The organism is Pseudomonas sp. AP3_22 TE3818, from assembly GCF_053628995.1.
In genome coordinates, this window is the sequence record NZ_JBRJHL010000001.1 from 4032148 (window position 1) to 4058538 (window position 26391).

At 61.5% G+C, this 26391-nt stretch carries 20 protein-coding genes and 2 pseudogenes; 6 read left to right on the top strand and 16 right to left on the bottom strand.

Annotated elements, in window-relative coordinates; genetic code table 11:
• Positions 1–490: 490 nt before the first annotated feature.
• The 10 genes and pseudogenes from AB7M25_RS18145 to AB7M25_RS18190 all read right to left on the bottom strand — a co-directional run.
• Positions 491–2792: pseudogene (locus AB7M25_RS18145) on the bottom strand (type VI secretion system Vgr family protein); the annotation flags it as partial.
• A complete protein-coding gene (gene tssH, locus AB7M25_RS18150) occupies positions 2789–5431 on the bottom strand; it encodes a type VI secretion system ATPase TssH (RefSeq protein WP_454238365.1) in 2643 nt (880 codons plus the stop codon). The pseudogene AB7M25_RS18145 and the gene tssH, both read right to left, overlap by 4 nt.
• A 159-nt stretch (positions 5432–5590) precedes the next feature.
• The gene (locus AB7M25_RS18155; protein WP_429389266.1) at positions 5591–6073 is read right to left on the bottom strand and encodes an Hcp family type VI secretion system effector; all 483 of its coding nucleotides are present in this window, start codon (positions 6071–6073) and stop codon (positions 5591–5593) included.
• Positions 6074–6088: 15 nt separating this feature from the next.
• Positions 6089–7816 carry an OmpA family protein gene (locus AB7M25_RS18160; RefSeq protein ID WP_429561516.1) on the bottom strand — a complete coding sequence of 576 codons (1728 nt, stop codon included), beginning with the start codon at positions 7814–7816 and terminating at the stop codon, positions 6089–6091.
• A 10-nt stretch (positions 7817–7826) separates the two neighbouring features.
• Positions 7827–8510, bottom strand: a complete 684-nt coding sequence (gene tssL, locus AB7M25_RS18165) for a type VI secretion system protein TssL, short form (protein WP_429561517.1) — start codon at positions 8508–8510, stop codon at positions 7827–7829.
• Complete coding sequence (tssK, locus tag AB7M25_RS18170; protein ID WP_429389260.1) at positions 8507–9862, bottom strand: type VI secretion system baseplate subunit TssK; 1356 nt, start codon at positions 9860–9862, stop codon at positions 8507–8509. The genes tssL and tssK overlap by 4 nt, the downstream gene beginning before the upstream one ends.
• A gap of 41 nt (positions 9863–9903) precedes the next feature.
• Entirely contained in the window at positions 9904–11442 is a 1539-nt protein-coding gene (gene tssC, locus AB7M25_RS18175) for a type VI secretion system contractile sheath large subunit (protein WP_454237777.1), read from the bottom strand.
• Positions 11443–11475: 33 nt separating this feature from the next.
• Entirely contained in the window at positions 11476–11979 is a 504-nt protein-coding gene (tssB, locus tag AB7M25_RS18180; protein ID WP_454237778.1) for a type VI secretion system contractile sheath small subunit, read from the bottom strand.
• 471 nt (positions 11980–12450) lie between these two features.
• Positions 12451–13269, bottom strand: a complete 819-nt coding sequence (gene ppk2, locus AB7M25_RS18185; RefSeq protein ID WP_454237779.1) for a polyphosphate kinase 2 — start codon at positions 13267–13269, stop codon at positions 12451–12453.
• A 58-nt stretch (positions 13270–13327) separates the two neighbouring features.
• The gene (locus AB7M25_RS18190; protein ID WP_454237780.1) at positions 13328–15049 is read right to left on the bottom strand and encodes a SulP family inorganic anion transporter; all 1722 of its coding nucleotides are present in this window, start codon (positions 15047–15049) and stop codon (positions 13328–13330) included.
• A gap of 318 nt (positions 15050–15367) precedes the next feature.
• On the opposite strand from AB7M25_RS18190, the gene AB7M25_RS18195 reads away from it, so the two are divergent.
• Complete coding sequence (locus tag AB7M25_RS18195) at positions 15368–15820, top strand: hypothetical protein (protein WP_429389251.1); 453 nt, start codon at positions 15368–15370, stop codon at positions 15818–15820.
• A gap of 279 nt (positions 15821–16099) precedes the next feature.
• Positions 16100–17047: an AraC family transcriptional regulator gene (locus tag AB7M25_RS18200; protein ID WP_429389249.1), complete on the top strand. Its 948-nt coding sequence runs from the start codon at positions 16100–16102 to the stop codon at positions 17045–17047.
• A 240-nt stretch (positions 17048–17287) separates the two neighbouring features.
• Here the strand turns inward: AB7M25_RS18200 and AB7M25_RS18205 are convergent, their stop codons facing one another.
• From AB7M25_RS18205 to AB7M25_RS18215, 3 genes are all read right to left on the bottom strand, one after another.
• A complete protein-coding gene (locus tag AB7M25_RS18205) occupies positions 17288–19207 on the bottom strand; it encodes a tyrosine-protein phosphatase (protein WP_454237781.1) in 1920 nt (639 codons plus the stop codon).
• 285 nt (positions 19208–19492) lie between these two features.
• Positions 19493–19990, bottom strand: a complete 498-nt coding sequence (locus AB7M25_RS18210; protein WP_454237782.1) for a hypothetical protein — start codon at positions 19988–19990, stop codon at positions 19493–19495.
• Positions 19991–20088: 98 nt separating this feature from the next.
• Entirely contained in the window at positions 20089–20535 is a 447-nt protein-coding gene (locus AB7M25_RS18215; protein WP_104447506.1) for an anti-virulence regulator CigR family protein, read from the bottom strand.
• 405 nt (positions 20536–20940) lie between these two features.
• On the opposite strand from AB7M25_RS18215, the gene AB7M25_RS18220 reads away from it, so the two are divergent.
• A complete protein-coding gene (locus AB7M25_RS18220) occupies positions 20941–21177 on the top strand; it encodes a hypothetical protein (RefSeq protein ID WP_429389243.1) in 237 nt (78 codons plus the stop codon).
• Positions 21178–21367: 190 nt separating this feature from the next.
• The gene (locus AB7M25_RS18225; RefSeq protein ID WP_454237783.1) at positions 21368–22105 is read left to right on the top strand and encodes a hypothetical protein; all 738 of its coding nucleotides are present in this window, start codon (positions 21368–21370) and stop codon (positions 22103–22105) included.
• Between the two features lie 33 nt (positions 22106–22138).
• On the opposite strand, the gene AB7M25_RS18230 is transcribed toward AB7M25_RS18225, so the two are convergent.
• Entirely contained in the window at positions 22139–22942 is an 804-nt protein-coding gene (locus AB7M25_RS18230; protein WP_454237784.1) for a hypothetical protein, read from the bottom strand.
• 457 nt (positions 22943–23399) lie between these two features.
• Between AB7M25_RS18230 and AB7M25_RS18235 the strand changes: the two are divergent.
• Positions 23400–23591: pseudogene (locus tag AB7M25_RS18235) on the top strand (ash family protein); the annotation flags it as partial.
• Positions 23592–23885, top strand: coding sequence for a fructose-bisphosphate aldolase (locus tag AB7M25_RS18240; RefSeq protein WP_429561533.1), 294 nt, complete (start codon positions 23592–23594; stop codon positions 23883–23885).
• A gap of 188 nt (positions 23886–24073) precedes the next feature.
• Here AB7M25_RS18240 and AB7M25_RS18245 read toward each other — a convergent pair whose 3' ends face one another.
• On the bottom strand, positions 24074–24622 hold the full coding sequence (locus AB7M25_RS18245) for a cupin domain-containing protein (protein ID WP_007975263.1): 549 nt from the start codon (positions 24620–24622) through the stop codon (positions 24074–24076).
• Between the two features lie 423 nt (positions 24623–25045).
• A complete protein-coding gene (locus tag AB7M25_RS18250; protein WP_102701227.1) occupies positions 25046–26344 on the bottom strand; it encodes an NAD(P)/FAD-dependent oxidoreductase in 1299 nt (432 codons plus the stop codon).
• Positions 26345–26391: the final 47 nt, after the last annotated feature.

A 26391-nucleotide genomic window follows, 5' to 3' on the forward strand; every position in this document is an offset into this window, starting at 1 on the left:
GCATTCCCATAACTGTTGTCCGGCGCACTGTTGAAGGCATCGCCATCGAACTCGCCAAAACCATAGCCTTTGCAATGTTCGATGATGCTCGCCAGCTCACTTTCATCGAACAACGACAGGTCCTCCCGCCGGCACTGCGCCGTGGTCGCGGCATTGGCCAGATTGTTGCCCGTCCCATCAAAAAACAGCCCCAGTCGAAGGGTGATCCCTTCCAGTTCTTCTTCCTCTTCCTCCTCTTCGATGTCGTAGACCAGCGACAGCTCTTCGGGCTTGGCGGTGTAGACACGCTCGGTAAACCCCTGGCTGTCGGTGGTGCCTTTCCAGACCAGGCCTGAGGCGGCGGTGATCTTGTAGGGCACGCTGGCCCAGGGTTGTTCGCCATCGCTCCTGAAGATCCGGAATTGCTCGTGGAACTCGAGCGGCGGATCGATAACCTGCGGCAACCCGAATACTTGCGCCGGCTGGGTGGCTTTGACCTGGGTGTACAGGTAGTCCGCCGACTTGACCTTGTAATCCCCTGCCGTGCCCGACTCGATGCCGCTCTGTTCCAGGGTGAGGTAGCTGCCGCCGCCGTTGAGGACGATTTTCTTCTTGGCGGTGATGTGGATTTCGTCTTCGGTGCTGGTGATCTCCAGGCCATGGCGGGCGATCAGTTCCAGCTTGTCGTTTTGCGCTTGGACGCTTATCGGCCCCTGATTGGCGATCAGCTTGATCCCGAGCTTGCGCACAAACAGGCTCAGCCCCTGGCCGACGCCGATGAACAGGCGCTTGACCACGCTGAGGTCGGCCTCGCCACCGGCGTTGAGCATCAGGTTGTCCTTGGCCGCCAGTTGCAGGTGCTGGCCACTGGTGAGGGCGATGCCTTGCGGTGCGCTGAGCAGCAGGACCTGGGACTTGAGCTGTTCGAGGTCCTGGCGCAGCAGGTTCAGCTGTGCTGCCACGTCCGCCGGATTGGCATTGGCGGCCTGGGCGTCGACCGAGAGCTTTTGCAGTTGTTCGCCGGCCTGTTGCAGGCGGCCGACGGCAGCGTCCATGTCCAGCACCGGGCCCTGCGCCTTGGCCTGTGCATCGGCACTGATGAACAGGCCCTTGCCCGCCCGCAAACTCCCCCACTGATCCGTCCTCAGCTCAAACCCTTCCCCACGCTTCTTCCGCTGGCCATCTACCAGATGCCCCAGATTCAGCTGACTCTTGCCGTCATACTCGGTGCTGAGCTTGATGTGCTCCTGCCCCCGCGTGTCGTCCATGCGCAACTTGTTATTGGCCGGCGTACGCAGCACGTTGCGGTGGTCGTTGCGCTGGGTCACCAGGTCGGGGTGCTGGTCGTCGTGCAGGGCGTGGGCGATGTAGGGTTTGTCCGGGTCGCCCTGTTCGAAGGCGATGGCCACTTCGGTGCCGGCGATCAGCGGCAGGTGCAGGCCGTAGGTGTCGCCGGCGTAGGCGCGGGCCTGGCGCAGCCATTTGCTTTCGCGGCCGGCGGGCCAGGTGTCGCGGTCGAAGAGGAACTTGACCCGGTAGCGCCCTTGCATGTCGATTTCGGTGTACAGGGGGTTGCTCTGGGGGTGGGTAACGCGCGCTGGCAGGGTGCCGGCGATTTGTGGTTTGGGCGGTACTTCTGGGCGAAAGCACAGGCGCAAGGCGTAGGGCATGGCTTCGAAATCGCAGGTCAGGCTGCGGTCGCGGGCGGCGCGCGTGGTGATCTTTGTGATCACCACGCGGGAGGCGAAGGCCTTGGGGGCGTCGCCGCTGATGGTCAGGACCTGACCTGGGGCCAAGGTGGCGCTGCTGCTGGTGCCGCTGAGGTGGGTCTGGTTGTTGAGGTAGCGTTCGTGGCGCAGGCGCGCATAGAAAAAGCCGCTTTCGCTTTGCAGGTCTTCGTCGCGCAGGTGGGACTTGCCGAGCACGCGGTAGGGTTCGGCGTAGTGGTAGGCGTCGCCGTAGGTGTTGTCGGCGACGCCGCGGGTTGTGGCCACACCGTGGGTGGCGGGCTCGCCGCGGGTCTGGTCGACCTCGCCGTCGAGGAAGGCACGGCTGTCGTCGGGGTGATAGGCGCGTACGCTGACCTGCTGTTCCACCACCCGGTGGCGGGTTTTCAGGGCCCAGACGCTGTCCTGCTCACTGTTGCTGAAGCCCGACGGCGAGCGCAGCGGCAGTTCGACGTCGAACTGGTAGCAGCGCTGGTCGTCGCAGAACTCGACGACGTCGAAGGCGAGCTCTTCGTGCTGGATGCAGCGGTACCAGATGCCGACGTCGGCCAGGATCCGGCTGATGAAGGCCAGGTCGCTTTCCTGGTACTGCATGACCTGCTCGCGCGGCGGGTACTCGCGCTTGAGGTTGAAGCGAAAGTGCCCGGTGTCGAGACCGTGGCGGTCGCGCAGGATGCTTTTGACGATGTCCGGCACGGACTGGTGCTGATAGATCCGCGTTTGCTGGCCGCGATCAAGCAGGGCCAGGCGCGGTTGCAGGGTGACTTCGTAGCGGGCTTCGTCGATTGAGCCGGACAGGCGCTGGCAGGCGGTGATGCGGCCATAGACGGTGCGCAGGGGCTTGGGCGGCCTGGGTACTTCCCAGTCGAACACGGGCACGTTGGACGGTGCGTCGTACAGGCTGAACTCGGCGTACTGGCCGATGAATTTTTCCGCGCCGATGTCGAGGTCGCTGGCGGTGAATTCGATGCGGTAGAGGTAGGGTTGGCTAAGGTGCTCATGGCCCTCGAAGGCGAGGACGTCGAGGTGGGTGTCGAGCTGGTCGATCTTGAGTGTGTGGCGGTTGTGGCCGAAGACAGGGTTCATGCTCGGCCCTCCGGTGCAACGACTGAAGGTCCGTCGGTGAATTGCAGCGTGATGCCCTCCTCTTCACTAAAGCCCAGGGTCACGCCAAGGGTTTTGTATTTGGCGGCCTGACGCTGCAGCAGCTGTTGGCTGAGGACCGGCAGAATCTGCTGGTTGAGCAGGCTGTCGATGTTGCGCGCACCGGTGTCGGGCAGCAGGCAGGCAGCGACCAATGCATCGTGCAGGCCATCCTCAATCAGGCAGGCCAGGCCGTAATGGCTGTGCAGGCGACTGGCGACCTTGGCAAGTTTCAGGGCGACGATATGCTTGAGCGCGTCGGCCAGCAGCGGGCGGTAGATCAGGGTCTGGAAGCGGGCGAGCAACGCCGGCTGGAAGTGCTCGCGCAGCAGAGGTCGCAGCCATTCGTGCAAGTCGCTGTCGCTGGCTTCGGGCTGTTCGCGCAGACCGTTTTGCAGCTCATCGCTGCCGAGGTTGGAGGTCATCAGGATGACAGTGTTGCGGAAGTCGATTTCGCGCCCTTCGCCATCGCGCATGAAGCCACGGTCGAACACTTGATAGAACAGGTTGAGCACGTCGCGGTGCGCCTTCTCCACCTCATCCAGCAACACCACGCTGTAGGGCCGCTGGCGCACCGCTTCGGTCAGCACGCCGCCCTGGCCGTAACCGACGTAACCCGGTGGAGAGCCCTTGAGCTGGCTGACGGTGTGGGCTTCCTGGTACTCGGACAGGTTGAGGGTGATCAGGGATTTTTCGCCACCGAACAGGCAGTCCGCCAGCGCCAGGGCGGTTTCGGTCTTGCCGACGCCGCTGGTGCCCACCAGCAGGAACACACCTAGCGGTGCCTGTTCTTCGGTCAAGCCGGTCTTGGCCGCGCGCAAACGCTGGGCCAAGGCACCGAGGGCATGCTCCTGGCCAATCACTCGCTCGGCCAATTGCTGTTCCAGGGCCAGCAGGCTGGCCTGTTCGTCCTTGAGCAGGCTGCCCAGAGGTACGCCCGTCCAGTCGGCGATCACTTCGGCGACGCTGCGGGCATCGACGTCCAGGGACAGCATTGGCTGGTTGCCCTGGGCCAGCAGCAACCGTTGCTGTAGCTGCGCGCAGTGGTCAGTGCACAGGGGGTCGGCCTGACGTGCGTCAAGCAGTTGCCGGGTCAGGTCGAGTTCATGACGGTATTGGTCCAGCAGATCGTTTTGCTGTTGTTGCAGTTCGGCCTGTTGCTCAGCGATCAGCGTCAAGCGCTCGCTGGCGGCGCTGCCATTGAGTTGCGCGTCTTGTTCAAGCGCCTGCTGCTCCAGCGCCAAGGCGGCGTGCCTGGCCTTGAGCCGGACCAGCACCTGGGGCTCGCAGTCGAGGCTCATGCGCACCCGCGCGCTGGCGGTGTCGAGCAGGTCGACGGCCTTGTCCGGCAGCTGGCGGCCCGTGAGGTAGCGCCGCGACAGGCTGACCGCGGCCTGTACCGCCGCGTCCTGAATGTGCACGCCGTGATGGCTGGCATAGCGCGCCTTGAGACCGCGCAGCATCAGGCAGGCGCTGGCGTCGTCAGGCTCGTCGACCTTGACCACCTGGAAGCGCCGCTCCAGGGCGGCATCGCGCTCGAAGTACTGTTTGTATTCGCTCCAGGTGGTCGCGGCGATGGTGCGCAATTCGCCGCGGGCCAGGGCGGGCTTGAGCAGGTTCGCGGCATCCGCCCCACCTGCCTGGTTACCGGCGCCGATCAGGGTGTGGGCTTCGTCGATGAACAGCAGCACCGGGTTGGCCGATTGCTGCACGGCGTCGATGACGTTTTTCAGGCGTTGTTCGAACTCACCTTTGACCCCGGCGCCTGCTTGCAGCAGGCCAAGGTCCAGGGTGCGCACGCTGACTGCCTTGAGGCGGTCGGGCACGTTGCCATCGGCGATGCGCAGGGCCAGGCCTTCGACCAGCGCGGTCTTGCCGACGCCGGGCTCGCCGACGAGGATCGGGTTGTTCTTGCGCCGCCGGCTGAGGATGTCGATGACCTGGCGGATTTCATCGTCACGCCCGAACACCGGGTCGATCTGCCCTGCTTTCGCCTTGGCGGTAACGTCCTGGGTGAATCTGTCCAGCACCGCTTGCAAGGCATCGTGCCCGGCACCGTCGGCGAGCTGCGTCGCCGGGAGCGGGTCCAACGCGCTTTGCTGTTGTACCTGCGGGCGTTCCTCGGAGTGTTGGTCGAGCAAGGCAAACATCTGCTGCAACTGGACTTCGCTGAGGCCCAGTATTGACCAGACCGCTTCGCAAGCCAGCAGGTCCGGGCGCTCCAGCAATGCACCGAGCAAGTGTGCCGAACGCAGGTTGTCGTTACCCTCCAGCGAAGCACGCAGCCAGGCGTTCTCGATGAGTTTCTGCAACTTGCCGCACAGCTGCGGCTTGCCCTGCACACTGCGCGGCAGCCTGTCGAGGTGGTCGAGCAAACCGCGCCAAAGCACATCCATGTCCCACTCATGGCGACGCGCAATGAGGGTCAGATCGCCCTCGCCCTGCTCCAGCAACTTGAGCAGCCAGTGTTCGATACTGACCCGCCCATGGGCACGACTTTGACACAAGGAAGCCGCCGCGCTGAGCGCCTGGGCGCAGTAGGGATTGAGGCGGCGAAGCAGGCGCGTGGAATGATGGGACATGGGGAAACATCCTTGTGCTGGAAGTCCAGCCTGTGGTCGGTTGTGGCAATGGAAAGAGGCAAGATGGGCTGGGGTGAACGTCCGCGAACGGACGCTCAGCCCAGCACACCGAAACCAACAGGCAGGGGCCTGCCTGCTGGCCGTCCGGGGTTACGCGGTCTAGCGTTCGTTCCAGGAATCGGAGTGACTGATGTTGCCGTCCTTGTAGGTCCAGGTGATCTTCTCGTAGCGCAACTCAATCTGTTCCAGATGGTTGTGCTTCTCTTTGCCCGGGTCTTTGACGTCGTGCATTTTCGGGGCGACTTTCACCACTTTGACCTTCTCCAGTGTGGTGTTGAAGTACTCGACTTCCTGGCCGGCATCGTCGATGCGATACCACTTGAACTCAGCACTGCTGAACGTCTGGCCCTTGGTTACTGCCTTGTACAGATAGGGGCTGGAGGCATCGATTTCCTTGGTGAACAGGAACGGGGTATGGACCCGCGTGCCGGTCAATTTGCCGGTGTTGTTGTCGGTGGGGATGTACACGCTGTGGTCCTGGGCGACCACCTCGATACTGCCTTCGCGGTCTTGCACGGCCACTGAACCTTTGAGGTCCGCGCCGCCGTCATCTTTCAGCCACAGGTAAATGGGGACTGCCATGTGAAGCTCCTTTTTTCAGTACACAGATGCCGCGTTTGCGACAGGGGGTTGTACGTCTGCCCCGGTCGTGGGATGCGCACAGGCCCCCGCTTCCGGCACCAGACGGATATCGACGCGACGGTTGGCCTGACGCCCCGCCTCGGTGTCATTGCTCGCGATCGGCTGGCTCTTGCCAAAGCCCTGCACCGCGAAACAGCTGTCGGGGATGCCGCCCATGCGTTGCATCCAGTCACGCACCGCCGCCGCACGGGCGCGGGACAACTGCAGATTGTGTTCGTCGCTGCCCACGGCATCGGTATGCCCGGCAATCACGATCAGCCAGCCAGGCTGGGCCTTGATGCCGACCAGGGCGTCGATCAGCACCCTGGTCGATTCCGGCTTGAGTCGGGCACTGGCGCTGCTGAACAGCGACAGGCTGTCCAGGCGCACGGTTCGCGCCGCGCGTGCCGGCATCGGGCTCGTCGACGGTTGCCGGTGGTTGGCGATGGTCGACAGCAGCCCAGCGCGCAATTGCTCGCCGCGATACAGGCCAAGGCCCAGCGCCAGGGGCTCACCCCGGCGGTAGTAACTGTCGAGGCGCACGGCGTCCTCGCGCAGCACGTTCAACGCTTCTTCCCGTTGGGCAAATTCGGGTTGATCGCGACGCTCCGTCGGAGCAATGGACGCATACCGCCTCAGGTCATCGCTGACCTGACGCAGCAGAAGGGCGTTCTGCCAGGCCGAACTGGTCAGGGCGACCACGGCGGCTACCGTGAACAGCCACAGCGCGATCACGCTTGCACGACGCATTGGCAAACGCTGAGCCTGGACCGGCAGCAGATTCAGCAAAGGATCAGGGAACGGCAGCGACGCATCCAGCGCTTGCACCTGTGCATCGGCGTCCCGCAGCCCGGTCTTGCCCCACAGCCATTGCCCCCACAGATTGCCGGTCATCATCCCGGGCAGAGCCGGTACGAAGGTGCGGGCGCAAACCAGCGGCAGGCCGGCAGGCTGGCGACCTTCGCGACTGGCGAAGTGCGCCAGGACATATTCATCCAGCCAGGCAGCAGCACTGTTGAGCTGGACGCTGGCCTGCAACCGCCGAGTGTGGGTTGCATGTTCAGCGGGCAGCCGATGCCAGTCGTTGGGGCCAAGGCACGACCCGCCTTCACGAATGTTGCAGCTGTCCTGACCGGCTTCCCAACTGAACCAGGCCCCCTTGCTCGCCGATGATTGCAAGTAGCTGACGAGCATCAGCGGCAGTGCAATGCCACGCTGGCGAATCAGCCCGGCCTGGTAATTGAACGTGCGCACGTGCCCGGCCAACACCGCGGCATCGGTGTGCTCGCCCGGGTTGACAATGAACATCACGCAGAGCTGCCCGGCCCACTCGGGACGCAAGGCCAGGACGCTGTCAGTCACCCCCGGTAGTTGTTCCGCACGGGAGACCCGCAGGTAACAGCCCTGCTCGGTCATGCGCAACGCCGGCTGGCCGTTGCACGTTTCACCAAACAGCCCGGCCAGGCCATCACCACACACCAGTACCACCGGATGACGATACGCTGCCGGTGGCAACGCCAGGTTGTCGAGCGGGCCGGGTAATTGCCGTTGACGCGCGGCCCGGACACAGGCGAGCGCAACGCAACCGACAACGATCAGGGCCACGGCGGCACGGCCCCATCCACCAAACGGGATGATGGCCAGCAGCATCAGGGCCAGTGCACCCGCCCACAGCCAAAGCCCTTGTTTGAGTTTGAGCGTCATGGGCTCCACCTCAGGCCTGCGCGGCCAAGAGCGTCGCAACCAGACCACCCAACAACTGGTCGAGGCCGTACCAGACACCGACCAGCAACAGACCGGCAGCCAGGACGTTGACCAGCGGCGAGCGCATCCAGTGCAACGCCATTGCGCCATGGCTGGCGCGGAGGGGTGCGGTTAATGACTGACGCAGCTTCAGTGGTGCGACCCGGGCATTCAGATCGGCCAGCAGTTGTTCACGCTCGGGGTCATTGTCATCACGATAACGGCCGCGAAAACCCAGGGTCAAAACCCGCTGGAAGGTCGTCAGTACCTGAAGGTCCGGCGCCGGTTCGCGCAGCACCTCGCGCATGTCCTCGTACAGGAACTCCCCGGCCTGGTGGCGATTGAAAAACTTCGCTTGCAAGGGTTCACTGGCCCACCGGGAATGGGCATCGTTATCGGTGCGGTTGAGCATGGTTTCATCCAGCAACGCGCATTGAGCGTGGCTGATATGGTCGATGCTGCGTTGGGCCAGGCCGGCATCCATGAGCCGCTGGCGAACGTGCTCGACCTGCTTTACGCAAAGCGCCTTGACCTCTTCGCTGCTTTGCGCGGAGGCCCCTTGCCGCAACTCGACCACCAGCAGGTAGCTGTCTTGCAACAACGCGTCGATGTCGACCGTCATGGCGGCCGGTTTTTTCGCTTCGATCAGGTTCATGCACGTAGTACCGCGAACAGTTCAAGTTTGACGTCGGCCAGGGTGCTCGGGACGTACAAGGCACAGATGCCCTGGTCCCGAATGGCTTGCCCCTTGGCATGGTTGAGATCCAGGGCGAAGTACTGATTTTCCAGGCGCAGGGGGATGGCCGCCGGGACATGGCTGAGGGACTGCAACGGCACGCCATCCAGTGCGGCGTTGACCAGTTGATCGACTTCGTCCGGTGTGCCGATCTTGCACAGTTGCGGGAACTGATTCTGCAATTGCACAGCGGGCAAGCGGCAACGCACCGACAGATAGAAATCGGCGCTGTCGGGCTCGCGCAAACGGGCGTCGTCAAGTCGGACCTGCCAACGGTTGGCGGCGCTCTGCTCGAGTGTCAGGGCAATGACCCGCGAAGGCAGGCTGGCCTCCAGCAACGTGGAAATCATGCGCAAAAGTGGCGGGAACACACTTTCCAGGTCTTCGTGGCGGTAAGGCGGAATCTGCTCGACATCGTGTTCGAGCGAAAAGGTCAGCAGACTGCCGGCCAGTTTTGTCAGCTCCAGATAGACCTGCTCGGGATGTCGCGCCGGCCAGGCCTTGAGATCGGCCAATACCGGCTGGTAGGTGTTCAAAGCATTGAGCAACCAGAACAACGACACGTCGGCCACGGCGAAGTCAGCCATTCGCTGGTTACTCTCACGGCGCATGCCCATCAGCCGCTGACGCTTGGAGGACAACTGGGTCAACAGGTTGTCCAGTTGCGTCAACAGACCCGGGTGCGCCGCGAAACTGAGCAGCGGCGGCACATAGTCAGGATCAAGACTCCAGGCGCCCTGCCCGTCACGCACCAGGCGCGCGATCGGGCAGGTCAGGTAATCGCCGTTCTCGTCGTGATCGAAGCGCAGGCTCAGCACGTGTTCCAGTACGCCGACCGATTGCACTTCATCGGCGTAAATGTCCTGCACCTGACGCCAGTCCTGACGATAACGGGTGGGTCGATCGGCCTTGTCGGCGTCGAACAGGCAGTTGTTGCCATTGGCCTGTTCCAGTGGCAAGGCCAGGAGCAAGGTCGCCGCCTGGGTATCGTCGGACAGCAGGCGCGACAGCTCCAGCCCAAGGGGCAGTCGATCGACATGGTCAGTGTCGATCAAGGTGCCGTCAGGCATGCGCAGGCTCAGGCGAGTGGCCTTGAGCTTGCCCAGGCGCAGTGCTTGCAGGTCAAACGCGACGTCCTGGACGCCCCAGGGGTGCACCAGGGACAAACGAGCCAGACACTCGTTGGCCCAGGCTTCCCAGCGCGCCTGCTGCTGGAATTGCTGCGGGGACAGCAATGCCCCCGCGGCCCACAAGGGGCGGTCGATTTTCATGAGGTCGAATCCCTACGCAATGGGTTGGGTTTGCACAGGACTCAGGCTTTTGCCTTGGGCATCTGCGAAACCAGCGACAGGTTGACGTCCATGCCTTCCACCTGGAAATGCGGCACGGCGTACAACTTGACGCGGAAGAAACCCGGGTTGTCCTCGATGTCTTCAACGGTGACTTTGCCAGCACGCAACGGGTGTGAAGCCTGCAGGTCGTCACCCGGATCCAGCATCTCGGTTACCAAACCACCGACCCACTTGTTCAGCTCCAACTCCAGCAATCGGCGGTCCTTGGTGGTGCCGATGTTTTCGCGCTGGATCAGCTTCAGGTAATGGGCAATGCGTGACAGCAGGAAGATGTACGGCAGGCGCGAATTGATCCGGCTATTGGCGGTGGCCTCCGGGGTATCGTACAACGCCGGTTTCTGCGTGGAGTTGGCCGAGAAGAAGCACGCGTAGTCACGGTTCTTGTAGTACGAGAGCGGGATGAACCCGAGGTTGGCGAACTCGAACTCGCGCGTCTCCGGAATCATCACTTCCGAAGGGATCTTCACCTGATTGCCAGTGCCCAGATCGTACAAGTGAATCGGCAAGTCGGTGACCGCGCCGCCAGACTGCGGACCGCGAATCTGCACGCACCAGCCGTTGGCGATAAAGCTCTTGACCATGTTGGCAGCGAAGGCAAACGAAGCGTTGGTCCACAGGTATTTGTCGTGGTCCGGTCCCTTGACGCTTTCGATGTAGTTGAAACTGCGCACCGGAACGGTGTCCGGGCCATACGGCAGACGGCCCAGCACGCGGGGCATGAGCAAGCCGATATAGCGGGCATCGTCGCTGTCGCGGAACGCTTTCCACTTGATGTATTCGGCACGGTCAAAGTAGTTGCCGATGTCCTTGATGGCGGCGACTTCTTCCATCGAGCGCTTGCCAAAAAAGGCCGGGCCGACGGAGCCGATGAAGGGCATGTGCGCGGCTGCCGAGACTTTGGAAATATTGCGCAGCAAGGCAATGTCCTGCGGGCTGCGGTCGAACTCGAAGTTGGAAATGGCAGCGGCGATCGGCTCGCCACCCGGGGTGTCGTACTCCTGGGTGTAGGTATGCACATACAGGCCACTTTGTGCGATCTCCGGTGCATCCTCGAAATCCTGGACCAGGTGATCCTTGCTGATATCAAGCAATTCGATGCGCACGTTCTGGCGGAAATCGGTCTGGTCGATCAACGATTTCACACCGCGCCAGGTGGACTCCACCCGCTGGAAATCCGGGTGATGCATCACGGCGTCCAGTTGGCGGCTGATTTGTGCATCCAGCGACGCAATATGTTCATCCAGCAGTGTCCTGTCCAGACGCCGGACTTTGCGCGAAGACTGTTTGATCAAATTCAAGAAAACACTGACAGCGGCAGTCACTCGCTCATCGGCAGAAACGTCCGACAGCGCCTCGGAATTTTGAAACACTTCAATTTCGCCCAGCACTTTTACCGGGTTGAGATTGATCTTGCCAAACAACGCGCCATACACGCCTTGGTCTTCTTCAGGCAACACTGTAGTGCCGCGCGATTGCGCAGGAGAATGTTCGATAGACATTTTTAAACTTCCCTTTAAACGAGCCGAGGTGAATTAACGAATGTGTTCCGGAGCCAGTGCCGCCAACTCACCTCGCAGTTCGTCACTCAGTGCCTCGTCCATGAGAATACGCTCCAGTTCCTGGCGGAACGTGGCATTGTCCAAAAGGTTGGACTTGAGGTCGCGCAGCAAGTTACGCATTGCCAGCAGTGCGCGCAGTTGCGGAATTTGCCGAGCCACTTGTTCCGGCTCGAAATCCTTCATACTCCGGAAACCCAGATCGACCGCCGCTTCGCCGGCATCCTCCGCCAGGGTATTGGCCACCGCCAGCTTGACCTCGGGAGAAAACTCGGCCAGCACGCTATCGAAATTATTCTTGTCGATGGCGACTTTGCTTCTCTCGGACAACGGCCGCTGTTCCTTGCCGTTACTGTAGTCGCCTATCACCATCAACTTGAGCGGCAATTCGACTTTTTTCTGTGCATCGCCCGTATGCAAATCGAGCTTGATGTTGACCCGGGCCTTGGGCACTTCGTTTTGGAAACTACCAGAAGCCATAAAATCTCCCTGGATATTTGTAACAACATAAAGCGTTACAAAAATTCATTGATATAATCGAACTCAGGAGTTGAGCCGACAATACGCAATTACATAAGCGAACGTAACATGCAAGCTTGCTTCGGCAGCGAAAGATGAGCCTTTTCAAAGGCGACCGCAACTACGGAAACAAATACTCAAACACTGTCAGATGTAATGGTGAACCATCTTACAAAGACATTCCAACCGCCAAATTAATATTTAGACGCGCCTTACATCGCACTCAGAACTTGCCTTCTCTCTAAATAGCCATTTCCTACACAACTAAGGAAATTTCCTACTCGAAGATCATTGGCGTGTTTTTGGTTGCAGCGCGGCATGGCCGTTGAGACGGGGATGGTCGGTTGACTCCGGAAAAGCGGGGAGGCGATTTCACGACTGCCGTGCCCGAGTATTGAAGACCGGGCACGGGCAGCACAGTGCTGCGGGATTCTAGAATTTTTCCGCAATGTACTTGAACGGATAATTCGGATCCCGATAGTTGCCGGGGCTTTGGCGCTTGGGCAGTTTCACTTTCGCCCGCGGGACTTCCTCATAAGGAATGCTGCTGAGCACATCGCTGATGATGTTCAGTCGCGCCCGCCGCTTGTCATTGGAGTTGGCGACCCGCCACGGGGCGAACTCGGTGTCGGTGGCCTCGAACATGTCGTCCCGGGCACGGGAGTAGTCGTACCAGCGGTTATAGGACTTGAGGTCCATCGGTGACAGCTTCCAGATCTTGCGCCCGTCGGTGATGCGCGCCTTGAGGCGTCGGGTCTGCTCCTCCGGGCTCACTTCCAGCCAGTATTTGATCAGGATGATTCCCGATTCGACCAGTGCATGCTCGACCCGCGGCGCCACGGTGAGAAAGGTGCGCACCTGTTCTTCGCTGCAAAACCCCATGACCCGCTCGACACCGGCGCGGTTGTACCAGCTGCGATCGAAGATCACCACTTCACCGGCCGCCGGCATGTGCGGCAGATAACGTTGCACATACATCTGGCTTTTTTCCCGCTCGGTCGGTGCCGGCAATGCCATCACCCGGAACACCCGCGGGCTGACCCGTTCGGTCAGTGCCTTGATGGTCCCGCCCTTGCCGGCGCCATCACGGCCCTCGAAGACGATGCAGACCTTGGCGCCCGAGTGCTGTACCCACTCCTGCAGCTTGACCAGCTCGACATGCAGCCGCGCCAGTTCCTCGAGATACACCTTGTTCTTGAGCTTGCCGCTTTCAACCGGTTTGCTTTTCGTTGCCGTCTTCTTCTTTGCCATGCCCGTTATCTCCTTCAATGCGTCACACAGCGTCCGGAATGCGCCCGGCCGCGTTTATTCAGCGTCGACTGCGCTGATAATGTTCAACCGCCAGTTCCAGGTTCAGGAACAGGCGTGCCTCGCCCAACGTATGGCCCAAGGGGGCCTTGATGACCATGTCCCATACGCTGGGGCTCATGCCCACCAGCCACAGTGAAATGCCTTTTTCGCTCATGCGCTGCTCGGCGCTGGTGAGCATTTTCAGGGCCGTGTATTCCAGGTCGAACACGCTGCGCAGGTCCAGGACCACGACCCTGGGTGACGCTGCATCGATCAGCGGCCGGATTTTCTCGGCGATGCGCTCGGCATTGGCGAAGAACACCCGCCCCTCGGGCCTGAGCAACAGCAGCCCGTCAAACTGTTCGTCATCCGCGTTGCCGGTGGCCTGCGGGCGATAGACGTTGGTGCCGGGCTTGCGTGCCAAAACATGCACGGGTGGGTCCGAGAGCTGATAGGCCAGGGCCAGCAACGAGACGATGATCGCCACGACGATCCCTTGCAGCGTGCCCAGCAGCATCACGCCGATCATGGCCACCACGGCCCAGGCGAATTCGGTACGGCGAACCGACAGGATCTCGCGAAACTCCGCCGGCTCGATCAAGCCCACCGAATACACGATCACCACGGCGGCGAGGGTGGCATTGGGCATCAGGCCAATGAGCGGTGCCAGCAGCAGGCAAGTGCCCAATGCCAATGCAGCGGTAATCAGTGCAGCCAGTTGCGAGCGGGCGCCGGCCAGGCGGTTAACCGCCGTTTGAGTGGTCCCGCCCCCCGCGACCATGGCCCCGAGAAACGCACCGCCTATATTGGCAACGCCAGTGGCCAGCAGCTCCCGATTCGGTTGTGGCGCAGGCTCGTCACTGCGGGCGAACGCGCGTCCCGCAGCGATGGTTTCGGTGAAACTCATCAGCGCGATACCCATCGCCGAAGGCCACAGGGTTTCGGCCAGCGACCATAGCGGCAGGGTCGGCGCCGGCAAGCCGATCGGCACCACGCCAACGGCGGACACACCAAAACTCTCCAGGCCAAGCAGGCTCATGCCGAGGATGCCCAGCGCCACCGCAATCAAGGGCGCGGGCAGTCGCGGCGTAAAGCGCTTCATGCCGACCAGCAGCAGTATCATGAACACCCCGACCGCCGCGGTCGGCAGCGCGGCATGAGGGACGCTCTGCACAGTGGCCACCAGGTTGTGCAGGAAGCCACCTTTGTCGATGTGGGTGCCCAGCAGCTTGGGGAGCTGGTCGAGCACGATGACCACGCCTATGCCGGCCTTGAACCCCACCAGCACCGGTTCGGAAATGAAATTGGCGACGAAACCCAGGCGCAGCAACCCCGCGACGATCAGGATCGCGCCCACCATCAGGGCCAGCGTGGCGGAGCCCGCCAGCAGGGTCGCCGCATCGCCATCGGGGCTGATCTGGCCCAGTGCCGAGCCTGCCAGAATGGCCAGGGTGGTCGTGGTGCTGACACTGAGCGGACGCGACGTGCCGAGCACGGCATAGATCACCATCGGCACCAGCACCGTGTACAGCCCGACCTGCACCGGCAGGCCGGCAATCGTGGCGTACGCCAGCGCCTTGGGAATGACCACGGCCGCTGCCGTCAGCCCGGCGACCACATCGCCCCGCAGCCAATCCGGCCGATAGCTGCCGAGCCACTCCGGGATCAACAGGCTGCGCAAGGTACCCCGCTTTGGAATGCCGGGGTTCCGCGCTTGCGGATCGCTGCCTTGTTGATTCATCAGTCACTCCAGTCGCAAATCGTCCGTGCGGATGATGAGTGGGCTCAACTGACCGCACAATCCGTTAACTGCACGCGTAACCACTGCTGACCTTCATCGGCATCGAAGTGCACCTGCCCGCAGGCAATCCACGCAGGCTCGACTACAAATGTAGCCGGTTTGCACGGCTACGCCGCCACATGGCTGGAGAAGGAGACAGACGCCCCACCCTCTGCGCGCAAAAATGGAAAGCCCTAAATGGACGACGTCATGAAGGCGATAAATGAGCTATACCCGCTAATTCCCCCCATTGCAGTTCTTCAACTCAGGAGTTTGGCAATGAAGCTCAAGACCTCTCTGGCAGCCCTCATGGTCGCGGCAAGCCTTTTCGGCTGCGCCACTTCCTCACACCACGGCGTGAACCTCAACCTGGTCGCCACCCGGCAAAACGCCGGTCAGATCGGCACCGTCACCTTGACCGACTGGGACAAGAAAACCGGGCTCAGTTTCTTCATCAGCGGTGTTCCAACCGGGGTTACCCTGCCCCTGCGCCTTTACTCGTTCATCAATAACGGCACCTGCGCGCAACCCGGGTCAGTCGCCTACGCGATGAACGACACCGTCAACACCGAACGCCAACCCATACGCGGCTGGTCCTTTACCCGAACCGCGCCAGTGCAGTTGCAAACCTTGCTTGACGGCAAGTATTCGGTGGTCGTGCGAACGGCTGCGACCGATGGCAACGTCGATATCTTTTGCGGGGATATCAAGGCGACAGAGCCGGTGAAATAGCCCTGGCCAGTGCAGGCCAGCCCACGCCCCGGTACCGCTCGTGCCACCGGTTGTCCGGTGCGAGCGGTGGTGTCGGGTGAATGGAAACGGGGCTAGCAGCAAAAACCGGTAACAAACCTGTCATTACTCACTGATAACGTCCTGACGCTTTCCCGAACCGCATCCGCTCGATCTCCGATCGCCAGTTCCCTGTACCAGGGCTTTGCCCATCCGCTCAAGGTGACACTTCAGGTGTACGCAAGCACGACGCGCAAGCAAATCATCATCAGGTCCAACGACATGAGCTGCGACGACTTCGGCGCATTGTTCTCGAACCTGTTCGGCAACCTGTATGCCGACTCTGCACCGCCGCCGAAAAACATCATCATCGGCGGGGTCTACGGCCGGCACGAAGGTGTCAGTTTTCGGCGCATGCACTATCGCGGCGACTTCACGGTGGACTTTCCCGCGCCCCTGGATGAAATCACTTTCGTCATTCCTACCGCCGGCAAGATCATCTTCAACCATGTCACCGAGTCCGTAGGTTTCGCGCAGATCGGCCTGGCGATCGACAAGGCCGAGGTCCGCTCGGCGCGCTTTGTCGATAACCACGCACAGCACGGGATATCGATCAGCCGTCGGCTGATCACCGAGCGCCTGTCGACGCTGCTGGGCAAACCCATCCTGCAAAAGGTGCAGTTCGAACCGGTGGTGGATCTGCGGGCATCGGCCTTGCAGGGCATCCGGGCATTGATCGAACTGGCCACGGGCAGCGAGTTCGACCTGCTGATCAACAGCGGTTCGCTGATGCCTTCGCGCCTTCGTGAAATGCTGGTCGATGCGGTGCTGGAAACCTGGCCGCACAACTTCACCGAGGCGCTCCGGCGCCCTTCTCCACTGATAGCGCCACGGCATGTGAAGCTGGCCGTTGAATACATCCAGGCGCACCCCGACCACCTGGCCAGCGGCACGGAGCTGGCGCACCTGACCCATGTCAGCCTGCGCGCCTTGCAGGAAGGTTTTCAGCGTTTCATGGGCACTTCGATCGTTGCCTATCAGCGCCAGGTACGCCTGGAGCGCGCCTTTGCCGCGCTGTCCCAGGGGGCGGCGGCGTCGGTGACAGACGTGGCCCTGCAATACGGCTTCAGCAACGTCGGGCGGTTTTGCCAGTATTTCCAGAGCGCCTACGGCATCAGCCCCGCAGACGTGAGAAGGGGCCTGCGAACGCGGCCAGTGGCGACCCATTGAGGGTTTGAGGGAGCGGGCTTGCTCGCGAAGGCGTAGTGACATTCAACATCCATGTCGACTGACATGGCCCCTTCGCGGGCAAGCCCGCTCCCACAGGTTGCATGTCATGCCCGGATCATGTGGCAAGCACAAAACCCTGTGGGAGCGGGCTTGCCCGCGAAGGGGCCGGAAGACTCAATATCAATGTGCCTGTCAGATCACTTTCGCGAGCCCTCTCCCACAGCTTGCCTTGACTGATCGTCAGAACAGATAGCTGGCCTTCAGCCCGCCGTTGAAGCCATGACTGTCGCCGCCACCGCTGGCGCCGATTTCTGCCCCCACGCTCCACGGCCCAAGGTTGGCCATGACGTTGACGCCACCGGTGAACTGGTCACGGTTGTCGAAGGCGGCCTGTTGCTCGATGTCCAGGCCCAGCAGGTGCCCTTCGCTGTCGACTTCAGGGTCGCCCAGCACATGCTCGTAGCCCACTTGCACCCCCGGCACCAGTTGCCAGGCGCCCAGGTTGACCGGTGCAAAGGATGCGTTGAGGTTGGCCACCGCGCTCTTGCGGGTCTCGTGGATGCCATCGACGTCCAGCGCCAGCTCACTGCCTTTTTCCTGGAAGCCCGACAGATTGACGTGGCTGATCCGCACACCGAGGCTTGGCTCGAGGGTCACGCCGCTCACCGGAACACGATAGCCCACGGCCAGGGTCGCGCCGGTGAGGTTGCCATGGCTGTCGCCCTTGGCCGTGCCCAGGCCGCCGCCGAGTTCGCGCTTGCTCTCGTAATCGAGATAACCGGCGCTGGCATCGGCATCCACAAACAGGCCACGCTCCAGACCGTTCGGTGCAAAGCGGGCACCTACGCTGAAGAAGGTCAGGTCGGTATCGGCCTCGCCACCTGCGCCACCGACATTGCCGCGGCTGTAGCCGAAGCCGGCATGGGCGCTGAGCTGTTCGGAAAAGCGCTGGGTCAGGCCAAGCATCAGGCCCTGGCTATGCTCGTTGCTACTGGAGGCCTGCGAGGAGCCGTCGGTGCCCAGATACCCCGCCAGGGCGGTGCTCCACAGGCGATATTGCCCGGCCTTGAGGTCGGTGCCGCTGGTGAAGGGTGCAGCGGCCTGATCGATCATCGCGCCCTGGCGCAGCAGATAACTGGCAGCGTCGGCATGCACCTGGCCGCCAACGGTGGACTCGACGCCGCCGAGGCTGCGCGCATCGATGGCCGATTGCAGGTAGTAGTTGTAGGCGCTGTAGGTGCCCGACAGGTTGCTGTTCTGCAGTTGCTGCAACAATTGCGCGCCGGCCGCGGCGTTGCCCGCCAGGTCCGCCGCGCCCGGCAGGCTGTTGTAGAACACCATCTTGCCGCGCAACACGTAAATGGTTTCCTGGGACAGGCCGAGGCCTTGCTTGAGGTAATTGTCCATGGTGCCGTACTGCGCGGTGACCTGGTCCAGGCCGGCTTGCAGGTAACTGGCCTCCACACCGATCAGCGGCCCATAGATGGTCGCCATGCCCGGTGGCATCGCCGCCAGGGTCGCCTTGATACGCGCCGCGGTGTAGTCGTTGGTGGCCAGGTAGTTGCTCATGATGGTGGCATCGTCGAGCCCGGCGATGCTTTGCAGCACAGCGGCGGTCCAGCCCGTGCGGTCCTTGCCGGCGGTGCAATGGAACAGCGCGGCACCGTCGACCGCAGCCAGTTCATTGAACAGCTGGTTGAACTCGCTGCGCATCCCCGCGTTCCGTACGAAATCACGGTTGGTGTCCTGCATCATCGCGGTGGCTTCGGCGGCGCTGTGGAACGCGATGTTGGTGACGTTCGCGCCCGACGTCGAGCCGCCGATGATGTCGATGTTGCTGTAGGTCGCGCCTGTGAGCATCGTGTCGGGCGTGGCGGCGATCTCGGTGGGCGTGCGCAGGTCGTAGACCGCCTTGATGCCCAGGCCGTTGAGGGTCGCCAGGTCCGCCGCCGATGGCGTCAGCGCATTGGAGCGGTAAAACACTGCGCCACGCATCGTGCCGTCGTTGGCTGTGGTGTATGCCGTGGTGAGACCGGCGACATCGCGGAAATTGTCGATGCTTTTCAGGCGTGGCGTGTTGAGGGGAACAGTCTCGGCCGCCTGGGCGGCAGCGATGGACAGGCTCAAAACAGACAGCGAACACACAAGTCGTTGGAACACAGTGCAGCCTCATTGGAATCACGTTGGGCTGACCAATATCTACATTGCATTGACGCTGAACATGACAAATCGCCCGCAGACGCAAATCACTGCGCGATGTGTCCGGGTGGCTCGTTTTCTGTCCGTGCATGGCCCGGTGTGCGGCCAGCTTCAGTGCCGAAAACCAATGACAGGCCGGGTGGGAAACGTGCTGCGCAATGTTCGGCGATCAAATCGCCAGACGCAAAAAACCCGCCTTTCAGCGGGTTTTTGGCTTTTCTGATACTGCTCGCTACTGCTGTGAACTCAATGGTTTTTTTTCGAGGTCGACAGCCCGGCTTTACTCAAGCCCTTGGTGTTGTGCTCACCCGGCGTCGAGGCCGAGATAGCCCTGGCCTTGGAGAGGCCGCGAGTATCCTTGGAGTGGGCGATGCCTGAGGTCGTGCTGCCATGACCGTTGTCATCGTTGCGCTCACTACCGTAGTGGTTGCCGCTCAGGCCATGGTCGCGCACGGATTTGCCAGCATGGTCGCTGTCCAGCCCGTTGCCGCGGCCGTTACTGCCGGAGTGGCCTGTGCCGGCGTGTCCGCCACCCATGCCGCCGCCGTGGCCGCCACCGTTTCCGCCGCCATTACCACCGCCGTTTCCACCGCCGCCACCGCCACCGTTTCCACCGCCACCGCCACCGCCGTCCTTCGCGTAGGCGGAACCCATGATCGACAGGCCATCAGGCAGCAAAGGGGCGGCTGCAAGCATCATGGCGCATGACATTACAGCAACGAGACTCTTGTTTTTGAAAAGCATGATTGCTTCCGTAGGTGGTTGATATTGCGTGACGTATGACGCGATATCCCTCAAACAGTTCCAGCTCGACGACAGGCGGCTGGAAGCCCCTTCACACATCAATCGAACACACCGTTGAGAATTTCATAGACGAGCCCGGTGGCCAGCGCGACCAGGATCAGATCCGTGCCGACTTGCTGCCATTCGTAACCGTCATAGTGGGGCAACCTGCCGACCAGCCGGCCATCCAGTTTTTTGGCAATGCCCGGTGGAAGCGGTTTGCCTCGGGCAAGGTTCTTTTGAATACCCGGTGGCAAGGCAGGCCCGGGGCTCCAGTAGCCCGTGTTGGCGCCAATGATCTCGAGCACGCTGCTGTGATTGATGCTGGGACCATGACTCCAATCCCCGCCGCCGGAATTCTTGTTCTTGTTGCCATGACTGCCCTGGTTGCCATGGTTGGCCTTGTTGTTGCCCTGGCCGTTTCCTGGATCAGCCAGTGCAGTCACTGAGCCGCTGACCAGGGCCAGACAGGTGATTGCTGCAATCAACGATCGAGACTTGAACATGAGTCGTTCCTTCGTGGCGGGAATGTTCCCTGAACTTTAGACGCCATTGACGGAGTTGGTTCCATCGGGTCACCGAACGCAACGATCCGTTCATCCCAACGTCCGAAAACCACACAGAAAATCACTCACCGCGGCGAGGGAGCTTGCTCCCGCCGGGCTGCGAAGCGGCCCTTGCGACCCGGCCGGTCCTCACCCTTCCCACCCGAAACGCTCAACCAGACTCCGCTTGATACGTCGCAGATACTTCAATGCATGGCGCTGTTTCCCGATTGTTACCTCAGCGCCGCAGTTGTCACTTCTGCGCCGCCGAACGGGCCAATAGAGTATGGCCGTCGGTGTGGAACAGGGTCGTCGACTTGTCGGCGCGCGCTGGCACCGATCCCCCCATCACGGAAGAGGTGAATCATGAGTTTCGTCAAAGTGGAAAAAAACCAGAGCAGCGCCCCGTCGGACGCCGACATGAAAAAAGCCATGCTCGAGTCGGGCGGCACGCCGGGCGAGGTCACCGGGAACAATGCCGCCCGCACCCTGACCTACACCGGCGTGGTCAATCACACGGTGTACGAGAACAAGCTGATCGAGATCGCCAAGGGCAAACGCACCAGCTGGAACTTCGTCTGGGCCGATGCCCGGGCCGCCTGAGGTCAAGGCGGGGCGGCCGATCGGCTGCCCCGCTGCCCCGGCCCCTGATACCCCCCCGATACCCACTTGTAACACCAAGACACTTAGCCGCCCTGCCCCTCGACCCTAGAGTGAAGCCGTCAATGCACTGCAGCGCCAAGCGCCAGCAGCCCATTGTTTGCCCAACACACCACCAAGGAAGAGGGAAACCATGAGCAAGTCAACCGCTGTCAGCCAACAGAGCCAGCAGCTTCACAATGATGTGCAAGAAGCCGTCAAGTCGATCATGGGTGCAACGCAATTGAAGGCGTCGGATTACGGCCGGGTACTGAGGTCGGCCCTGGCGGCTTCGCAAAAAACCGTCACCATCGAAATCGCCGCCGGCGACCTGACGCAGCTGAAGAAGTCCGGCTACAAGCTGTGCTTTGCCAAGAAGGTGGGTGACGCCGACTACAACGTGGTCTGGCAGTCCTATGACGCTTACCTGAGCAACAACGAGTTCAGCTGGACGCCTCAATATCAGCTGTTTGCGTCCAACCTGTTCAAGGCAAATGTGCAGGTCAAAGTCTCGACCAACATCGTCAATATCGGCCTGGGGCAAACATCGACACTCGATGAGCACGGTCTGCTGAGTTCGGCGGTTACCGGGGGGCCGAACATTTCCATGACCTTTGTAAACGACTACGGCCCCATCCATCCGGGTATCAACCAGCTATCTACCGGCATTGATGGCAATCAGGTCAGCACCCCCATTTACGTTGCGGTGGATCAGGTGGTCACCGGAGAAACCGTGCTGACACCGGTGGAAACCATCCTCGTGTGGTTCGAACAGAACGTGCAGACCAGCACCATGTTCAGTACCTCACGCTCCAAGGCGATCGAAATTGACCTGACGTTCGATAACACCGCCGGTCGCCTTTACGAAGGCGGTCAGTGGAAAACCGTATAACCGTCATACCGGGGCAACCTTGCGGTTGCCCTATCACTTCTCTTTACCCGCCGTGGCGAAGTAGCCCGTCAGCGAGCGACAGATCGACTGCGCGAGGTCCTCCTGGGTGGCGATGCCATAGGGTCGATCACGATCGAACTGCGCCGACCAGCGAATTCGCCCCTGCGCCACATCCACCAGGCGCAATGACGCGCGCACCCGCGAAGGCTCGACTCGCACGCTGCCCTCCAGGCAATAGCTGTAACGCCCGCCACGCTTGAAGTCCGCTACCGGCTCGCTGTTGCGTGCCACCCGCATCAACACATGATTGGTCCCGGTCTGCGCCTGTTCGAACGACTCGAACAGGCGGCAGCTCAACTCCTCGCACAAGCCCCGGGCAAAGTCATTGCCATCGCGGGTGAGGCAGGTAAACGGCTGGATCTGGACCACAGGATGGCGCGTGCCGACGCCCTTGGGCCGCAGCCGCTGATAGGTCAAGCGATAACACCCGGGTGGAATGTTGAAGCGCACCGGGTCCTGCTGGCCGTTGCCGGCGTAATGCGCTGCGAGCTTGCGCCGCAAGCGTCCCACCTGCACGCGCACCACCGGATCGTCGCCGGTGCAATACACTGCCGGGTCACGACGAAACACCGCGATGCCGATGGCATGTTCGGTCAGCGGCGTTTTGCAAGCCTGAAGGTCGTGCTCGACCAGAAAGCGCAACAGACTGCCCATGCGTCTGGACTTGGCAAACAACGGGCTGACCAGCAACAGCGCCAGCACCCGCTCGATTTCTTCCCGATCGAGCGGCTCGGGAACCCCCGCCGCCGTCGAATCGGCCATGCTCATGATCACCATCGCCTGCCTCCGTGCAGGTTGCCGACAGGAATGGATGTCGCACTCCGTGATTACCTTTGCAGCGTGAGCAGGAATGGGGCTCGGGCACTGCAACGACCAAGCTTAGCAGCCGTGTTGATATCGGCAGGCAATTGCGATGGTAGCAACCCGCCATCCGACGAACGTTCAATCTTGACGTCTGAAAAACTTGTAGGACTTGCCTCTCTGTGGCGAGGGAGCTTGCTTGCGCCGGGCTGCGAAGCGGCCCTCATCCCTTGCAACTCATTTCCTCAGACACATTGCAGTGCCCGGTTTTACGGCGGCAGAGCCGCCGAACGGGAGCGAGCTCCCTCGCCACAGGGGGTATTTTGCGTCCTACAGGCTGGTTGCGGCACTGGAAATCTCCGCCTAATGTGCGCCCGTCGCTGACTTGAATTGGCGACAGGGTTTCGCAGCCCTGTAGATACGTGTAGTAACCTTGCAGTCCATCAATCCGATGACGGTCGCATCTGCGCCCGCATGTCGCTTTATGGTGGCTGTGTGTGGGAGATCTTCGGGTCTGCCGGGTTCCTCGTATCCTCGGTCTGCGAACCCGCACATAGCTACCACCCCCATTCGAATCGCAGCGACCGGGAGTAGCTCTTCTTACAGATACGAGGAAGTTTTACTTATGACGACTAACAGTCCACCCCGCCGCTTTACCCCCATGAAACAAATCGCCACCAGCTACCCCGTCCTCCTCATCGACAGCGACGCCCCACTACGCGAGCTCCACAACTGCGCCGCCGAACGCCTCAACGCCGTCCTGCAATACCTCAACCTCATGGCCTGCACCAGCCTCCCCGACTACGCCGAAAACGACATCAATACCGTGACCAACATTTCGCGGATTTTGCTGCAGGATGTACGGGATGTGTTTGGGGTGATTGAGTTGCGGGGGTTTGAAGTGCCTGAAGACAAATAACGGAGCGCCTACGAAAAACCCGCATTTCTGCGGGTTCGTGTTGACACTTGTTCTTCCGGCGGCGAGCCGTCAGCCGTCGCCGGGGAATCGACGCCCCGTAGGAGCTGGCTTGCCAGCGATGGCGTCCGAAAGTCTTATGAAAATACACCGACGCCATCGCCAGCAAGCTGGCTCCTACAGAGCCCTCATCAGAAGTTGGCCGGGGTGTTGGCGCTGATGATTTCCGCCTCATCAGCCCCGATATTGCGAAACCGATGCGGCAAGGTCGTCGGGAAGTAATAACCATCCCCGGCGTTCAGCACACTCACCTGGCCGTCCACGGTCAACTCAACCGTACCCCGTGTCACCAGCCCACACTCCTCGCCTTCGGAATGCACGATCGGCTCTTCGCCGGAGCTGGCGCCCGGTGCGTACTGCTCGCGCAGCAGGCGCATCTGCCGGCTCGGTACGGACGCGCCGATCAGCAACAGGCGCAGGCCATGGCGGCCGAGGTCGGGCTGTTCGTTGGCGCGGAAGACGTACTGGTGTTCGCGGGGTGGCTGATCGAAGGTGAAGAAGTCGGCCAGGGACATGGGGATGCCCTCCAGCAGTTTCTTCAGGGAGCTGACGGAAGGACTGACCCGATTCTGTTCGATCAGGGAGATGGTTGCATTGGTGACGCCGCTACGCCGGGCCAGCTCGCGCTGGGACAGTTTGTAGCTTTCGCGTACTAATTTGAGTCGTGAGCCCGTGTCCATGACAGCCTTATGTGCCAACCCGTAGGAGCGAGTGTGTTCGCGATTGCGATTTTAGCCTCAACATTGATGTTGATTGAACTGGCGTTTTCGCGAGCAGGCTCGCTCCTACAGGGATAATGGAGGGGTGGAGTACAGGCGCGGATCACGCCGTTTTCCGGTCCCGGAAACATGAAAGGCGGCTATTAAATCACGTTTGCTGGTAATGCTCAGCAGGTTCGATAAACGGCTGGAAAAATAGCCATTTGCCATGAAGTTGCACAACCTGTGGGAGCGGGCTTGCTCGCGAAAGCGGTGTGTCAGGCGACATCTGTTTTGGCTGATATGGCCTCTTCGCGAGCAAGCCCGCTCCCACAAGGGGACAGCGGTGTTTCAGATAAAAATCCGGCGGCACCCTTTGGGGAGATGCCGCCGGCGAGGTAAAGCTTAGATGCCGAAACGGTCGCGCAGCGAGTAGTACACGGCGCCCAGCGCGGTCAACGGTGCCGAGAAGGTACGCCCGCCGATCATCGGCATGTGCGGCAAGGAGGCAAACGCGTCGAAACGCTCGGCGTCGCCACGGATCATTTCCGAGATCAGTTTGCCGGCCAGGTGCGAGCAGGTGACGCCGTGGCCGCTGTAGCCCTGCATGTAGTAGGCGTTTTTCTCGATACGGCCGAATTGCGGCATGCGCGACATGGTCAGCAGGAAGTTGCCGGTCCAGCGGTAGTCGATCTTCACGTCCTTCAATTGCGGGAAGGTCTTGAGGATTTTCGGGCGGATCAGTTGCTCGATGTCGTCCGGTTCGCGCGCACCGTAGACCACGCCACCGCCGTACAGCAGGCGGTTGTCCGCGGTCAGGCGGTAGTAGTCGAGCAGGTAGTTGCAGTCTTCGACGCAGTAGTTGTTCTTGATCAGGCTGCGAGCCTGCTTTTCCGACAACGGCTCGGTGACGACGATCTGCGAACCGCACGGCATGCTCTTGCTGGTCACGCGGTTGTCCAGACCCTGCGGCAGGTAGGCGTTACCGGCGATCAGCAGGTACTTGGCCTTCACCACGCCTTTGGCAGTGCGCACGGTGATCGGCTCGCCATAGGTGATTTCCACTGCCGCCGATTGCTCATAGATCTTGCCGCCCAGGCCGATGATCGCCGAGGCTTCGCCGAGGGCCAGGTTCAGCGGGTGAATGTGACCGCCCTGCATGTCCAGCAGGCCACCGACGTAGGCGTCGGAACCCACTTCGCGCTTGATGTCGGCTTCGCCGAGCAATGTCAGGTTCTTGTTGCCATAGCGCTCCCAGCTTTTCTTCTGCTCGGCCAGGCCCTTGAGTTGCTTCTTGTTCATCGCCGCGAAGATGCCGCCGGGACGGTAATCGCACTGGATGTCGTAGTGCTGTATGCGCTGACGAATGATGTCGGCGCCTTCGAAAATCATGCTGCCGAGCACTTCGGCGGTCTTGTCGCCGTAGCGCTCTTCGATGACATCGACGTCGCGGCTGTAGGAGTTGACCAGTTGGCCGCCGTTGCGACCGCTGGCGCCGAAGCCGACTTTGGCCGCTTCGAGCACGGTCACGCTGTAGCCCGCTTCGGCGAGGAACAGCGCCGAGGACAGGCCGGTGTAGCCGGCGCCGATCACGCAGACGTCACAGTCCACCGCCCCTTCCAGCACCGGGAAATCACCGGTGAAGTTGCGGGTGGCGGCGTAGTAGCTGTTTACATGCTGTTGATTGCTAGAGCTGTGTTTCATAAATTTCTCCGATGGCCGCCGCAGATTGCCGGCGACCGCCGCTTTAT